This is a genomic window from Enterococcus sp. AZ197 (genome assembly GCF_050556405.1).
Lineage (GTDB): Bacteria > Bacillota > Bacilli > Lactobacillales > Enterococcaceae > Enterococcus > Enterococcus faecalis.
Genome location: NZ_CP187873.1, coordinates 627,177 through 642,995, shown reverse-complemented (window position 1 = coordinate 642,995; position 15,819 = coordinate 627,177). Strand labels below are relative to the sequence as shown.

Below are 15,819 nucleotides of genomic sequence, written 5' to 3'. Positions count from 1 at the left end.
TGCGTATGTATATTTTAAGAACACCTTATCCTCATATTTATTACAAAAGGAGTGTTTCAATGAAAATTACTACAAAGCAAGTCGGGGCACGCATGCGTGAAGCTCGAAAAAAGAAGAAGTACACTTTACGTTATTTAGCCAATAAAATTGGTTTATCTAGTGGAAGTACAATTAGTAACTGGGAACTAGGTTTGAATTTACCCAATAAACGATACTTAAAAAAAATCGCTAAAGCCTGTGACACAACAGTAGATTGGCTACTTTATGGTGATTTCGATCGATTTGTGCGCCAGCTATTAAAAGAAAATTTTCAAAATAAACAACTGCTAAAACCACCTTTTTTTACTCAGTTGATGGGACGTTTATCTGAAGAACAGCTATCCTATCACGATTCCTTAAAAATTATGATTCAAGCGCAAAAGTTACAGCAGTCCTTTTATGCTTTTCCTTTAACAGTAGAAGCCCCCTCTCATTCCCAAGAGAGTATTTCTATTTATGAACCAACAACTGCAGAAGAACAGTCTGACCAATCTTATTATCATCCGTTTATTTTGTCAGAACTCCATGAATTATTTACACATTCTCAAAATCCAGAATTGGATTATTCTCTGATTATCGCTTTTCTTCCTTTGTTAAAAGTAGATCAATTAACTGAGCCACAAAAAGAAGTCTTACTGGCCATCTTTAAGCGGATGAATTCCTTTAAAGACCAAACGCTTTTAAATGAATTCTTTGTGGAATTACAGTATTTACTCTGATTCTACAAAAAAGATTGAGCCATGTATCTCAAGGACTTAGGCTCAATCTTTTAGTTAAATTTCTTCTATTTATGAACGATTCTTTCGTTCGACTAAGTGCGTTTTCCGTTGTGGGCCAATGATTAAAGGAACGGATTCATATTTGACTTCACTGTATTCCAAGCCAAACCAACTTTCAGGAGAGGTAGTTAAGTTTTTGATAGCTAATTTTGCCTGCATAATTTGTCGATCCCATTTTTTCAGTTCAGAAACGTTAGATAATTCTTCTTGAATTAATACAAATTGGAAATCGCCAACTTCTCTTCCTGGCGTTAATGAATAACGTTGTGGCTGTTTTGGCAAGCGGCCTGTTTTCATCAAGTCATGAACAATTTGTCTTAAATATACATTCACTTCTTGAGAAATATGGAAGCCTAAATATAGCTGAACTTGCACAATAAAATCAGTCCCTAACATATCAACAGAATATTCTTGAGTAAAGGGTTCATCTGTTACCTGAACATTAACAAACCAATAAACATTCGCTCGTTTTGGTTGTTTGTCCAAAATCGAATAAATAATATTACGATTAATTTCGCCATCCACTCGATCGGAGGTTAAAAAGACCACGTTGGTTTGATACATTGGTACAGATGTATCTTCTTTCAAAGCTTTAAGTTGTGGTACATATTTTTCCAACGACACTTGTTCCGCCGTAGCTTCCTTAATCTCGTTACCGCGTTCCCAAATAATCATGATGCATAACAAGAAGACTGCCATTCCCACAGCAACATATCCACCATGGAAAAACTTCGCAGCACTTGAAAAGAAAAAGACAACTTCAATGGCAGCAAAGAACAAGGAAATTAGATACGCAGACCAAGCTGGAATTTTATCCAAAAGATAAAACAACAATAAAATGGTTGTCATTAACATCGTAATCGTAATCGATAGACCATACGCAGCTTCCATGTGTGTCGATGTTCTAAACGCCAGCACGATTGCTGAACAAGCTAACCACAAAATTAAATTTACCGCTGGAATATACATTTGACCGATATTGCTCCCAGGATAAATAATTTTAAGTCTTGGTAATAACTTCAATTTAATCGCTTCAGAAACTAAAGTATACGAACCTGATATTAACGCTTGCGAAGCAATCACTGCTGCGATTGTTGCAAAAACAACGCCAAATACGAGAATACCTCGTGGAATCATTTGGAAAAATGGGTTAATTTCAGCTAATGCCTGCATTTCAGGGTTTTCTTTGACCGTTAACAACCACGCAGCTTGCCCTAAATAATTAAGAATCAAACAAATCTTAATATACGGCCAGCTAATGCGGATATTCATTTTTCCTACATGCCCTAAATCAGAATATAAAGCTTCAGCACCAGTTGTAGCCAAGAAAATATTCCCTAAAATAAATAGACCTAATTTATTTTCTGGACTGACTAGTAATTGCAAAGCATAATATGGATTTAATGCACGAATAACCGTCCAATCTTGGCTAAAATTCATTAAACCAATGATGCCTAAAAAAGTAAACCACAAGAACATAATCGGCCCAAAAGCTTTCCCGACCAATTCTGTTCCAAATCGTTGAACAGAAAAAAGAATTAAAATAATCGTCAACGTAATAACCACTATAATCGTTTGGTCATTGCCAAAACGTTCAAAAAATGCCGGAATCCCCCGTAAGCCTTCAATCGCTGTCGTCACTGTCACAGCTGGGGTCAAAACGCCATCAGCCAGTAAAGCGGCGCCGCCAATCATTGCGGGAATAATCAAATACTTACTTTTTTTACGAACCAATGTATAAAGAGAGAAAATCCCACCTTCTCCATGGTTATCAGCATTTAAAGCAATAACAACATATTTAATCGTGGTTAAGATAGTCAATGTCCAAAAAATTAATGAGACCGAACCTAAAATAAACGATTCAGAAACCCGTGCCAAGCCACCATTATCTCCTACAATGGCTTTCATTACATATAAAGGGCTCGTTCCAATATCTCCATAGACAACGCCCATGGCAACTAAGATCCCTGCCATCGTAAATTTCCGACGATCAAACCCCTCTGCTTTGTGTAACACAATACTTTCCTCCTACAAAAGAAATGACTTCGTTTAGTTTAACCAACAGCTCCATAAAAACTTTTAAAACTCTTTATTATATAACGTTTTATATATCTTTTTCATTAGTCAAAAAGCGCTTTTTGACTAACGATGCTACTCACTATAATACGTTTTAAATCGTTTAGCAAGTCTTTTTATTAGAGAATATTCATCTTAGATAAGAAACCCACCTATTTTGAAAAAAGGAAAATCAAAAATAAGTGGGGCAGCAGTCGAAACGACTGCTGCCCCACTTGCTAACTATTAAGATAATTTTCTGAACAAAAGTAGCTTCTTTTATTCCTGTTAAATTTAAATCACTTCTTCTTCCTCTTCAACTTCAGAGAAATGGAACTTAATCATTTCATTGACGAAAATTGGCACAAAGGATAGGAAAATTGCTAACATCCAATGATTTAAACTAATATGCACTAATCCAAATAGTTCTTGTGTGAATGGTAATAAAGCAATGGTTGTGGTAATTAGTAATGCTAAAACGACCATTTCAAAGAGCGACTTGTTGCTTGATAATTTTACACGGAAAACAGAGTTCGCACTACGAACATTAAAGACATGTAAGATAGAGGAATAAGCTAAGATTAAAAATGCCACTGTTTGTCCAACTTCATAGCTGTTTGAAACATAGGCTGAAACACCTGGTACAAAGGCACCTAGGTAAAAACCAAACAAAGTAATGACTGTGAACACTGCTGCATTAATCCCAATCTTTTGCCATAAGCCTCGTGCAAAAATCCCTTCGTTTTTAGGGATTGGTGCCTCATCCATAATTCCTTTTTCCGCTGGTTCTTTTCCTAATGCAAAACCAGGTAACCCATCTGCGACCACGTTAACAAACAACAGTTGAACTGCAGTAAATGGCGCACCCCAACCAAGTAACATGGCAATTAAAACAATAAAAATCTCAGAAATATTACAGCTTAACAAGAAGTTAATGGCTTTACGAATATTTCGGTACACGGCACGTCCTTGCGCAACCGCATCAACAATAGTTGCAAAGTTATCGTCCGTCAAAATCATATCTGAAGCGCCTTGGGCCACATCTGTTCCAGTAATCCCCATTGCGCAACCGACATCACTAGCTTTCAAGGCTGGCGCATCATTCACGCCATCTCCGGTCATTGCTACAACAGCGCCAGAACGTTGCCATGATTGAACAATTCGAATTTTATCTTCAGGGGTTACACGTGCATAAACGGATAAATCTTTAACCCGTTTATCTAATTCTTCATCACTCATTTTTTTCAGTTCTGAACCAGATAAGGCTTCACTTTTATCTTTTAAAATTCCTAATTCTTTAGCAATTGCACTGGCTGTTACCACGTGATCACCAGTAATCATCACTGTTTTAATTCCAGCTTTTTTCGCACGAGCAATGGCGCCCTTACTTTCTGGACGTGGTGGATCAATCATGCCAATTAAGCCTAACAAGCGAAGATTTTTTTCTAAAGCCTCCGATGTAATTTCCTTGGGTGGTTCATCATATACGGCATAACCGACAGCAATAACTCGTAACGCTCGTTTTCCGAAACGATCATTAACAATAGCCGCTTGATCGACATCTCCGAAACCAAAACGAGGTAGTAACACATCAAAGGCTCCTTTAGTAATTGAGATGTACTTTTTCCCCCATTGATGGACCGTAGTCATCATTTTTCGTTCTGAATCAAAGGGAATTTCACCAATACGAGGATATTTTTCTTCAAGTTCTTCTTTCGTATGATAATTTTCTTCGACAGCACGAACAATTGCCGCTTCTGTCGGATTCCCTGTAACAGTTAGTTCATCGCCTTCTTTTTCCACAATAACATCTGTACATAAAGCAGCCATTTTCAGTACTTCCATGGCTTCATCGGTCATGGCATCTTCCGTATCCGTTACTTCATCACCACGATGCCATACTCGGCGGACACGCATTTTATTTTGTGTCAGTGTTCCTGTCTTATCAGAACAGATAACATTCGCAGTTCCTAGCGTTTCTACTGCTGGCAATCGGCGAATAATTGCATGTTTCTTAGCCATTTTTTGAACACCATATGCTAAGGTTAACGTTACAATCACGGTTAGTGTTTCTGGTACAGCTGCCACCGCTAAGGAAACGGCTGTCATAAACATTTCAAGAAGCGGTTCTCCTTGCAGTTCACCAATAATGAAAACAATTGCTGCAGCCCCTAAGGCTAACAAACTAATACGTTTGCCTAATTGATTCAAGCGTTTTTGTAATGGTGTTTTTTGCTGATCGCTGTTATTCAGTAACCCAGCAATTTTACCCATTTCCGTATTCATTCCTGTTGCAGTTACTACTGCTCGTCCGCGGCCATTCACAACGGTACAGCCTTTGAAAATCATATTTATTTGATCTCCTAAGCCATCATCGTCATGCCCCACGTATGTAGGATCTTTTTCAACAGGTTCACTTTCACCTGTTAGTGCTGACTCTTCTACGCGCATTTGAGAAGCTTGAATAAGTCGTGCATCGGCTGTAATCATTGAACCAGCTTCAAGAACTAGAACATCTCCTACTACTAGTTCTTCAGCATCGACTTCGATTACCTTGCCATCTCGTAAGACTGCACTACTTTGCTTGTTCATGTCTTGTAAAGCCGCCAGAGATTTTTCAGCATTTCCTTCTTGAACAATGGCTAAAACAGCATTGATAATCACAATTGCAATAATTAAGATTCCTTCAAAATATTCGCCATGTTCTGTTACGATTGCTGTATAAAACGAAATTGCCGCAGCAACTAATAAAATAATCGTCGTAAAATCAGATAAACTGTGAATAAATTTCTTTAACACAGAATCCTTCTTAGCCTCTTCAAATTGATTGCGGCCATTTTCTTTCAGCCGTTGTTGGGCCTCTTGTTGTGTTAAACCAGTTTCAGTATTGACTGAAACTTCTTTTGTGACAGTATCGACAGATTGCTTGTAAGCTTCCATCCTATTCCCCCTCTAATTTTTTCTTCCTATATAATAGTGTCTCTATTAAATATAACATGATTTTTTTTGAACACGCAACTTTTTTCATCTTTGGCTTAGCGTTCTCTCATATGTCCAGAAAAAACTGGTATTTTCGTTGTTGCTACAGCAATGTTTCTATTTAATTATGGGAATTTTATGAAAAAGGAAACGAATTCAGCCAAAAAGCAATGGACATTTTTTTCATTTTGTCTGATAAAAAAATAGTTTATTTCTATATATTCAAAACAAAACAACAAAAAAATACAATGTTATTTAGTTCGCACGATTATTTATTTTACATGTTATAAAATAACCAGAAAAATATTATATTTAATCTTATTAATAAGTGCTATAACTTGCAAACGCTTTCAAAAAGTGCTATTCTTTAAGTGTAAGGAGGACATGCTAATCAATTGGTTGAAGATTTTCTCAGTAGATAAAAATCGGTAAACTCAAAGTTGTTAGAATTGCAAGATTCACCTGTAAACAATACGTGTAGAGTAATTGTTAGTGATAACTCGTATCGGAAAATAGGGAAAGGTTATAGAAGGATGGAGTTTCTATAAAGCATTTACCCTATCTGTTATCACCTAACGCAAGTTATCCACCATCCAAGCGTCGAAACTGTATGAAAACAAGGTTTTAGTTTCACCACATCACGTTCACCTTTTGCTTTACATGTATCGCGAAATGTAAACACTTATTCAACCAATTGATGTCTTCCCGTTAACAAGGCCGAGCTTAAATTTAAGCTCGGTTTTTTCTTTTAGGCAATAAAATATATTTGTATCAAATAATCATATGTGTTATATTCAAGGTGCACATTCTATTTTATCTTCTTTTAAAGGAGGGAATGCTATGCGAAAAAAGAAAAAATCTTCGTTTGAAAGTTCAATTCATGTTTATCGTGCTATGGCTCGTATGACCCAGCAAGATTTGGCCAATCGAGTCGGTGTCTCTCGACAAACAATTATTCAACTGGAACGAAACAAGTACAATCCTTCATTACTTCTTGCGCATGACATCGCGAACGTCTTTGGCGTAACCATTGATGATGTGTTCACCTTCAAAGAAACACTGAATGACGATGTAGAACAAGAAGCCTAAACAGTATAAGCTGTACTTAACAAGACAATTTTTCTGATTGTACTTGGAGTTGCCGAGGTACAACTTAGTACCGGCAATACGAAGAAAGCCCTTCTTCGTATTGTTGTTTCAATAATTAATCTTTGCTTACATAAAAAAGAACGGCGCAACCGTGGTTGCGCCGTTCTTTTTATTCTAAGATTGTCTACTAAGCACTTTTGTCCTAGTAGCGTTTTGGTTTCTAACTTTATTATTTACAGGGGAAGAAAAAATAAAGCACACCTTTACTGTGATTCCAAAAATCACGTGTTTATCATAATATATTTTTGTTTCAATCCCAAGTATTCTGCTCACAAAGTGTCGCTTATTTAATAAACATTGCATCGCCAAAACTAAAGAAACGATATTTTTCCTCAATTGCATGTTGGTAAGCAGCCAATGTTAAGTCTTTTCCTGCAAAGGCACTCACAAGCATCACTAACGTAGATTTTGGTAAATGGAAGTTCGTTGAAAAAGCCTCTACGACTTTAAATTGATACCCTGGTGTGATAAAAATATCGGTCCAGCCACTGTCAGCCTGGATTTCACCATTAAATTTTGTGCCAATTGTTTCCAACGTACGAATAGAAGTTGTTCCAACCGCAACAATCCGACCGCCTGCTTGGCGTACTTCATTTAATTGCTTAGCCGCTTCTTCAGTTAAACGATAGAATTCGCTATGCATATGATGTTCTTCTATATTATCAACGCTCACGGGACGGAATGTTCCTAAACCGACATGTAAAGTTAAATAAACGAGATGAACACCTTTTGCTTTGATCTCTTCTAATAGTTCTTTTGTAAAATGCAAACCCGCTGTTGGTGCTGCAGCTGAACCATTTTCTTCAGCATAAACCGTTTGATAACGATCTGGGTCATCTAGACGTTCTTTGATATATGGCGGCAATGGCATTTCTCCTAACGATTCTAAAATTTCTAAGAAAATACCATCATATTTAAATTCAATGATTCGACCACCATGTTCCAACTCTTCTTTAACCACCGCTTTTAGGCGACCATCGCCAAATTGAATTTCCGTGCCGACTTTTGCACGTTTCGCGGGTTTAATCAAGGTTTCCCATGTATCGCCTTCTGTATTTGTTAAAAGTAAAACTTCCAAATGACCGCCTGTTTCAGGTTTTTCTCCATATAAACGGGCCGGTAGTACCCGTGTGTTATTCATGACTAATGCATCCCCAGGCTGTAATTCATCAAGAATATCATGGAAATGTTTATCCTCCATGTCCCCTGTTTCTTTATTTACAACTAATAATCGTGAACTAGCGCGATCTTTTAGTGGGGTTTGAGCAATTAATTCTTCTGGTAAATCAAAATCAAAATCTTCTGTACTTAGCATTTCCGTCACTCTTTCTACTAGTTTTTATCTTGGTTATTCTAACACTTTTTCTTGTTTCTGGCTATGTCAGCCTTCTGAATCAAACTAAATAGTTGTCAAAAAATGTCAGAAGCACTATACTTACTTTAAGTAAGTATACATAGTTATTTAGAGGAGGAACTCAAAATGCATGCTCAATTTCATCATGTTTCACTATTAGCGCGTCATGGTCAAGAAAACCAATCATTCTATACAAAATTGTTAGGCTTACGCTTTGTCAAAAATACCGTAAATCAAGACAACAATCGCATGCCTCATTATTTTTATGGCGATTATCAAGGCACACCGGGAAGCTTAGTAACTTTTTTTATCGTGCCCTTATTAGGCAACCGCTATGAAGAAAAAAATTATTTAGCCACGATTGGCTTAAAAATCCCCCAAAATAGCCTTTCCTTTTGGGAACAACGTTTAACAGAAAACAAAATTCCATTTAACAAAAAAGAAAAGAGCCTACATTTCAGTGATCCAGATGATACGCATATTATCCTGACAGAAGTTCCTGAAAATCCATTAAAAGAAACACTCGTTGTTTCTAACGACATTCCAGCAGCGGTTCAAATTATCGGTTTGGCCTCTACTGAATTTCATGTGCCAGATTCTGAAAAAACCTTGGCCTTTTTTGAAACATTTCTTGGTTGGCAAGCAGTTGGCAATACGATTATTTTAAGTGAGACGGAAAGCTTTTCTGTTCATCAAACAACGTCGGATAAAACAAGCCGAATGGGGCGTGGCAGTATGGATCATATTGCTTTTTCTGTGGCTGATGATGAAGCATTACAAGAACTCCACACGCGCGCTTTAGCGCAAGGCTGGGAGATTGAAATGTATGTAAGTCGTGGATATTTTAAAAGTTTATACATTCGTGAACCAGGCGGGAATCGGGTTGAATTTGCTACTTTGGCTCCTGGCTTTACATTGGATGAGCCTCTGGAACATTTAGGGGAAACGTTGGCTTTACCGCCTTTTTTAGAACCAAAACGGACTGCAATTGAAGCCAACCTCTACAAAGACATGTAACCAACGCTTTAGAAAACAACGGAAGACGGACGTAATAATCGGTGACAAAATTACGTCCGTCTCTCTTCCCCTATGTTTGAATGTTTGAACAAGAGAATAAAAAATGACCTTCAGATTTTTCTGAACGTCATTGCACATTCCATAAAAAGCATCCTTCGTTCTTCCACTTCTTACTTCTTAAAAAAACTGGTAATTTTTTCAAAAATTCAGTAAAATAAAAGTGATCAATGGTTTCCATTGATTGAACGGGCAACTTGATGGTCCACTTGCACAGGTGACTATTCAAGGCTTCGTGATTTAGTTGCCGCTAAATCATGAAGCGCCTTTTTTTATTTTATTCCCTTGTTCTCTTTCCATTCTAATGAAAAACTCAGCTCCCGTCAACTTGCTACAAAGGACACTTTTCTTTGTTATAGCGGCTTTTCTTCCTTCTCAGAATACTCTTTTTAACATCTTGTTTCGTTCAGATAACTTTTACTAAACAATAGTTATCTTTTCTTTTTTTTAGAACGAATTAAAAAAATTTTACCGCCTTCTTTTTCCCATTAAAAATAGATTACATTTGTCGAAATCGCATTTTTATAGCATACTAGTAATAAGATACATTTTCAAAATATTTAGTTGAGGTGAGTAAGTTGATAGAATTTCAGCATGTATCAAAATTTTATAAAGGCGGAAAAGTCGCCGTTGATGACATTAATTTGTCTTTCGATAAAGGTGAATTTATCTGCTTCATCGGAACAAGTGGTAGTGGAAAAACAACATCAATGCGGATGCTTAACCGCATGACCGACCCTTCAAAAGGAAAAATTTTAATTGATGGCCAAGATATTCAAAAAATCAATCCTGTAGAGCTACGTCGCCAAATTGGCTATGTCATTCAAAATATCGGCTTGATGCCTCACATGACCATTCGTGAAAATATCGTTTTAGTGCCTAAATTATTAAAAGTACCTGTGGAAGAACGCAATAAGATAGCCGAAAAAATGATTGATTTGGTTGAGTTACCACGAGAAATGTTGGACCGCTATCCCAATGAACTTTCTGGGGGACAACAACAAAGAATCGGCGTTGTGCGGGCTTTAGCTGCCAATCAAGATATTATTCTAATGGATGAACCTTTTGGTGCTTTAGATCCTATCACCCGTGATTCATTACAAGATTTAGTGAAAGATTTGCAAGAACGTTTAGGAAAAACTATTGTCTTTGTTACCCATGATATGGATGAAGCGTTGAAATTAGCAAATAAAATTGCCATTATGAGCGAAGGCAAAGTAATTCAATTTGACACACCAGATAATATCTTACGTCATCCAGCCAATGAATTTGTAGAAGAACTCATCGGAGAAGATCGCTTATTACAAGCTAAACCTGATTTCACCACTGTTGATGAAGTCATGTTAAATTCAGCAATTACTATCACGCCGGAAAAATCTTTACAAGAAGCGATTAAATTGATGCGTGAAAAACGGGTTGATACCTTATTAGTTGTTGATAATTCCCATGTGCTTAAAGGCTTTATCGATGTTGAAACATTAGATCAGCAACGTGGCAAAGCTTCTAGTGTCGGTGATATCTTGAATAAAGATGTCTTCTTTGTTCAAAAAACCGCTCTTTTACGTGATGCTTTACAAAGAATCTTAAAACGTGGCTTAAAATATGTGCCAGTCGTTGATGAACAAAAACGAGTGGTGGGCATCTTAACACGTGCTTCCCTTGTTGACATTGTTTATGATGTTATCTGGGGCGATGAAACAACGATTAGTGAAGCTGTAGAAGCAAAACAAAGCGAGTCCGAAACTGATAAAGAGGAGGCGTAAGCAATGAGTAGCTTCTTTCAAGAATATGGATCAGAAATGATTTCAAAAAGTATTGAACATATTTATATTTCATTCTTTGCACTTTTATTAGGGGTCGCTATCGCTGTGCCCGTTGGCGTTTGGTTAACACGTTTGCCCAAAGTAGCCAATATTGTCATTGGTTTAACAAGTGCCTTACAAACGGTTCCTTCGTTGGCTTTATTAGCTTTGATGATTCCAATTTTTGGTGTCGGCAAAACACCCGCTATTATCGCGCTATTCATCTATTCCCTTCTACCTATTTTAAGAAACACGTATATCGGAATGAAAAATGTCGATGAAAATTACCGAGATGTTGCTAAAGGCATGGGCATGACCAATTTACAGTCTATTTTTAGTGTTGAATTACCCATTGCCATGCCAACAATTATGGCCGGCATTCGTTTAGCTGCTGTCTATGTCATTGCTTGGGCTACACTGGCTTCTTATATTGGTGCAGGTGGTCTTGGTGATATGATTTTCAGTGGATTAAATAACTATCAGCCAGAATTAATCTTTGGCGGGACTATTCCGGTAACTATTTTAGCGCTTTTAGCAGATGTTCTTCTTGGATTATTAGAAAATCGTTTAACGCCAAAAGCTTTAAGGGAGGGCGAATAATGATGAAAAAGAAACTCAAGTTAAGCTTACTCTTCTTAAGCAGTTTACTTTTATTGGCAGGTTGTTCTTTACCTGGTCTTGCTTCAACTTCTGATGATAACACTGTCGCCATTACAGGTGGGATTACTTCAGAAGCGCAGATTTTAGGGAGCATTGTAGCGGATATGGTTGAGCATTACACAGATAAAAAAACAAATGTGATTAACAACTTAGCTACTACTACCATCAATCACCAAGCAATGTTAAACGGAGATGCCTCAATTTCTGCAGCTCGTTATACTGGTACTGACGTGACTACTACGCTTGGTTTACCAGCGGAAAAAGACCCTAAAAAAGCGTTTAACCTAGTTCAATCAGAATTTGAAAAACGTTATCAACAAACTTGGTTCCCTTCATATGGATTTGAAAATACTTATGTATTCTTAGTTACAAAAGAAACGGCTGAGAAATACAATTTAAAAACAGTCAGTGATTTAGGGAAAGTCGCAGACAAATTAGTTGCTGGTGTCGATACTGCGTGGATCACACGTGAAGGCGACGGTTATGAAGGCTTTAAAAAGGAATACAACTTCCAATTTAAATCTATTTTACCAATGCAAATTGGCTTGGTGTACGATGCAGTCAACGCTGGAAAAATGGACGTCATCTTAGGTTACTCAACAGATGGCCGGATTGGTAGTTACGATTTAGTCATGTTAAAAGATGACAAGCGCTTCTTCCCGCCTTATGATGCCGCTCCTGTGGTTAGTGACAAATTATTAAAAGAAACGCCGGAAATTAAAGATGTCTTAAATCGCTTAGATGGTAAAATTTCTACCAAAAAAATGCAAGAATTGAACTATCAAGCAGATAATGATTTAATTGAACCTGCTGTCGTAGCCGAACGTTTCTTAAAAGAAAATAACTATTTTGAGGGGGAGTAACAGATGAATAATATGAATTTATTCCAACAATTTATCTACTATTTCCAACAAAATGGCGGCTACGTCTTTCAACAATTTTTACGTCACTTTTTAATTTCGATTTATGGCGTAATCTTTGCTGCAATTGTCGGGATTCCTATTGGGATTATGATTTCACGTAAACGTAGCTTAGCCAACTGGATTATCCGTTTAGCGAACATTATCCAAACAGTACCAGCTTTGGCAATGCTTTCGATTTTAATGTTGGGAATGGGCTTAGGCGTCAACACGGTGGTTGTAACGGTCTTCCTTTATTCTCTCCTACCAATCATCAAGAATACGTACACTGGCATGATTCAAGTGGATCGCAATATTTTAGATGTTGGTAAAGGAATGGGTATGACAAAAGTACAACTTCTTTATATGGTCGAGTTACCTTTATCTGTTTCAGTAATCATGGCAGGTATTCGAAATGCGTTAGTCGTCGCAATCGGGATTACTGCGATTGGTGCTTTCGTTGGAGCTGGTGGTTTAGGGGATATTATTATTCGTGGAACCAATGCCACAGATGGTGCTTCTATCATTTTAGTCGGTGCCTTACCAACGGCCTTTATGGCGATTATCACAGATTGGGTTCTAGGGATTATTGAACGGCGTTTAGACCCAGCTAGCAAACATTCCAATTAATAAAAAATACAGAGCAGATCCAACATTGTTTCTTTTCAATGGGATCTGTTCTTTTATCTAGGAGATCAATAATGTCTAACTATACTATTATCGATTTAAACCAACAACCACACTTAATTCCGTCAGCTGCTCAATGGTTTAGCCAAAAGTGGCAAATCCCCGCTGAAGCGTATCAAGGAAGTATGCAGGAAATGCTAACTAGCGAAAACCACGTACCACATTGGTGGGTCTGCTTGAATAAACAGCAGGACATCGTTGCAGGCGTGGGCGTAATTGATAATGACTTCCACAATCGTGCAGACCTTACGCCAAACCTTTGTGCATTGTATGTCGAACCAACATTTCGTCACCAAGGCTTAGCAGGAATTCTTTTAACAACAGTTGGTGATTTTCTAGCTAATTCTGGATTTAAAAAGCTTTATTTGCTCACAGACCATACTACTTTTTATGAAAGATATGACTGGGAATTTTTGACCATGGTAACCACCGAAGAGCAGTCTTGCGCTAGAATTTATCAAAAACAATTACGTCAATAAAAAAATCTGCCATCAAAAGATGGCAGACTTTTTTTTATTTTTTCAAGTGATAACTATAGGTAGCCACAATAATATTTTCCCGCCACGCTAAACGAATCCGCAAGCGTAAACTTGTTTGATTATGCAAAATATTTTGCCAACGTTTATTTGGTACAAATTGTGGTACTAAAACTGTTGTACTGTAGTTATGCTTCGTGGCATTTTTACTAACCAAATCAACATAACGTAAGATAGGATTTTGCAGTGAACGATACGAAGAATGGACAATTGATAGACGAACGTCCGGGAAGTGTTTTTTAAACTCTTCCTGAATTTCTTTTTCCTTCTCAACATTTTCATCCATTGAGACATGCATGGCAACGACATAATCGCCAATGGAACGCGCATAATTCAAGGCGCCGACATTTGCCTTGGTTACGTTCCCTACTAGAACAATAACTGTATTCCCATCAAACTCATGCAACTGTGCCCCATCTTCTAAACGTAGCTGTTCCGCCACATTTTTATAGTGAGTGTTGACCCGATAAAATGCATAAATCAACACCGGCATAATAATAAAGAATGGCCAGATGTCCCCTAATCGATAAATAAACAAAATGGCGATAATCGCGAAAGAGATAAAGGCGCCGACAATGTTAGCAATTGATTTTGGCAACCAATTTTTAGTTTCTTTTCGCCATTTTACAACCATCCCCGATTGAGACAAAGCAAACGGAATAAACACACCAATTGAATACAATGGGATTAAACGTTCTGTGGAACCTTGGAAAATCAATAATAAAACAATCGAACCAGCAGCTAAAGTTAAAATACCATTTGAATAGCCTAAACGGTCGCCACGATCCATATACATATGCGGCATAAACTTATCTTTGGCTAAGTTATAAGCCAAAACTGGAAAGGCTGAGAATCCTGTGTTAGCGGCAACCGCTAAAATTAAGGCTGTCGCAAACTGTAATAAATAATATAAAATATTTTGACCAAAGACCGCTTTCCCAATTTGTGAAAGAACTGTCACTTCTTCTTTGGGCACAATCCCATACCAATAGTTAATAAATGTAATCCCCACGAAGAAGAACCCTAAAATCGTTGCCATTAACGCTAACGTCCCAGCAGCATTTTTTGCTCGTGGTTTCTTAAAGAATGGCACTGCATTACTGATTGCTTCGACCCCTGTTAAGGAAGAAGAACCAGATGAAAACGCCCGTAAAACTAAAGCAATAGAAATTCCTGGAACCACGGCTCCTGGTAAAGCTGTCGCATTCAATGGCTGTGCGCCAGTCACAATTTTAAATAGCCCAACAACAATCAGTAATGTAATAATTGCGATAAAACTATACACTGGCAACATTAAGAACGAAGCAGATTCTCGCAGGCCTCTCAAGTTCATTAAGGTAATCAATATCACAATCCCAATAGAAATTGCTACTTGATGACCATATAACGCCGGAATCGCCGATATAATCGCCTCTGCGCCCGCTGAAACTGAAACGGCTACTGTTAGCATATAATCGACTAACAACGAACCACCAGCCAATAAACCGGCATTTCTGCCGAGGTTTTCACTACTAACAACGTATGCGCCGCCGCCATGCGGATACGCATGAATAATTTGTCGGTACGACAATGTTAAAGAAATAAGTAAAATAATAACAAATGCAGCAATTGGTAATGAATACCAAATCGCAGCCGCCGACAAAGTAACCAGAACCACCACTATTTGTTCTGTACCATACGCAATGGATGAAAGTGCATCAGAAGATAACAACGCAAGCGCTGCAAATCTGCTTAATTTATGTTCATCATTTTCGGCTGATTTCAATGGTTTCCCAATGAACAGTCGTTTTAAATCCGCCATTTTTT

12 protein-coding genes are annotated in these 15,819 nt (G+C 37.6%); 8 read left to right on the top strand and 4 right to left on the bottom strand.

Annotation, left to right across the window (positions count from 1 at the left end; all coding sequences use genetic code 11):
- The first annotated feature begins 59 nt into the window (after nucleotides 1-59).
- Nucleotides 60-758: a helix-turn-helix domain-containing protein gene (locus IGK82_RS03075; RefSeq protein ID WP_002381295.1), complete on the top strand. Its 699-nt coding sequence runs from the start codon at nucleotides 60-62 to the stop codon at nucleotides 756-758.
- A 69-nt stretch (nucleotides 759-827) separates the two neighbouring features.
- Here the strand turns inward: IGK82_RS03075 and IGK82_RS03070 are convergent, their stop codons facing one another.
- Together IGK82_RS03070 and IGK82_RS03065 are read right to left on the bottom strand one after the other, a co-directional pair.
- Complete coding sequence (locus tag IGK82_RS03070; protein ID WP_002381294.1) at nucleotides 828-2,834, bottom strand: KUP/HAK/KT family potassium transporter; 2,007 nt, start codon at nucleotides 2,832-2,834, stop codon at nucleotides 828-830.
- 333 nt (nucleotides 2,835-3,167) lie between these two features.
- On the bottom strand, nucleotides 3,168-5,813 hold the full coding sequence (locus IGK82_RS03065; protein ID WP_002355749.1) for a calcium-translocating P-type ATPase, PMCA-type: 2,646 nt from the start codon (nucleotides 5,811-5,813) through the stop codon (nucleotides 3,168-3,170).
- Between the two features lie 822 nt (nucleotides 5,814-6,635).
- Here IGK82_RS03065 and IGK82_RS03060 point away from each other — a divergent pair.
- Nucleotides 6,636-6,941 (top strand): helix-turn-helix transcriptional regulator, encoded by a 306-nt coding sequence (locus tag IGK82_RS03060; RefSeq protein WP_002355748.1) that lies wholly within the window; start codon nucleotides 6,636-6,638, stop codon nucleotides 6,939-6,941.
- 343 nt (nucleotides 6,942-7,284) lie between these two features.
- On the opposite strand, the gene queA is transcribed toward IGK82_RS03060, so the two are convergent.
- Nucleotides 7,285-8,316 carry a tRNA preQ1(34) S-adenosylmethionine ribosyltransferase-isomerase QueA gene (gene queA, locus IGK82_RS03055; RefSeq protein ID WP_002355747.1) on the bottom strand — a complete coding sequence of 344 codons (1,032 nt, stop codon included), beginning with the start codon at nucleotides 8,314-8,316 and terminating at the stop codon, nucleotides 7,285-7,287.
- A 165-nt stretch (nucleotides 8,317-8,481) separates the two neighbouring features.
- Here queA and IGK82_RS03050 point away from each other — a divergent pair, with 165 nt between their 5' ends.
- The 6 genes from IGK82_RS03050 to IGK82_RS03025 all read left to right on the top strand — a co-directional run bounded on the left by IGK82_RS03050 (nucleotide 8,482) and on the right by IGK82_RS03025 (nucleotide 13,956).
- Nucleotides 8,482-9,372, top strand: a complete 891-nt coding sequence (locus tag IGK82_RS03050) for a ring-cleaving dioxygenase (protein ID WP_002361334.1) — start codon at nucleotides 8,482-8,484, stop codon at nucleotides 9,370-9,372.
- 626 nt (nucleotides 9,373-9,998) lie between these two features.
- A complete protein-coding gene (locus IGK82_RS03045; protein ID WP_002355745.1) occupies nucleotides 9,999-11,192 on the top strand; it encodes a betaine/proline/choline family ABC transporter ATP-binding protein in 1,194 nt (397 codons plus the stop codon).
- A 3-nt stretch (nucleotides 11,193-11,195) separates the two neighbouring features.
- The gene (locus tag IGK82_RS03040; protein ID WP_002355744.1) at nucleotides 11,196-11,831 is read left to right on the top strand and encodes an ABC transporter permease; all 636 of its coding nucleotides are present in this window, start codon (nucleotides 11,196-11,198) and stop codon (nucleotides 11,829-11,831) included.
- Between the two features lie 2 nt (nucleotides 11,832-11,833).
- Nucleotides 11,834-12,754: an osmoprotectant ABC transporter substrate-binding protein gene (locus IGK82_RS03035; protein ID WP_002355743.1), complete on the top strand. Its 921-nt coding sequence runs from the start codon at nucleotides 11,834-11,836 to the stop codon at nucleotides 12,752-12,754.
- A 3-nt stretch (nucleotides 12,755-12,757) separates the two neighbouring features.
- Nucleotides 12,758-13,420 (top strand): ABC transporter permease, encoded by a 663-nt coding sequence (locus IGK82_RS03030; RefSeq protein WP_002363261.1) that lies wholly within the window; start codon nucleotides 12,758-12,760, stop codon nucleotides 13,418-13,420.
- Between the two features lie 71 nt (nucleotides 13,421-13,491).
- Entirely contained in the window at nucleotides 13,492-13,956 is a 465-nt protein-coding gene (locus IGK82_RS03025) for a GNAT family N-acetyltransferase (RefSeq protein WP_002355741.1), read from the top strand.
- Nucleotides 13,957-13,990: 34 nt separating this feature from the next.
- On the opposite strand, the gene IGK82_RS03020 is transcribed toward IGK82_RS03025, so the two are convergent.
- Complete coding sequence (locus IGK82_RS03020) at nucleotides 13,991-15,814, bottom strand: APC family permease (RefSeq protein ID WP_002379167.1); 1,824 nt, start codon at nucleotides 15,812-15,814, stop codon at nucleotides 13,991-13,993.
- Nucleotides 15,815-15,819 lie beyond the last annotated feature (5 nt).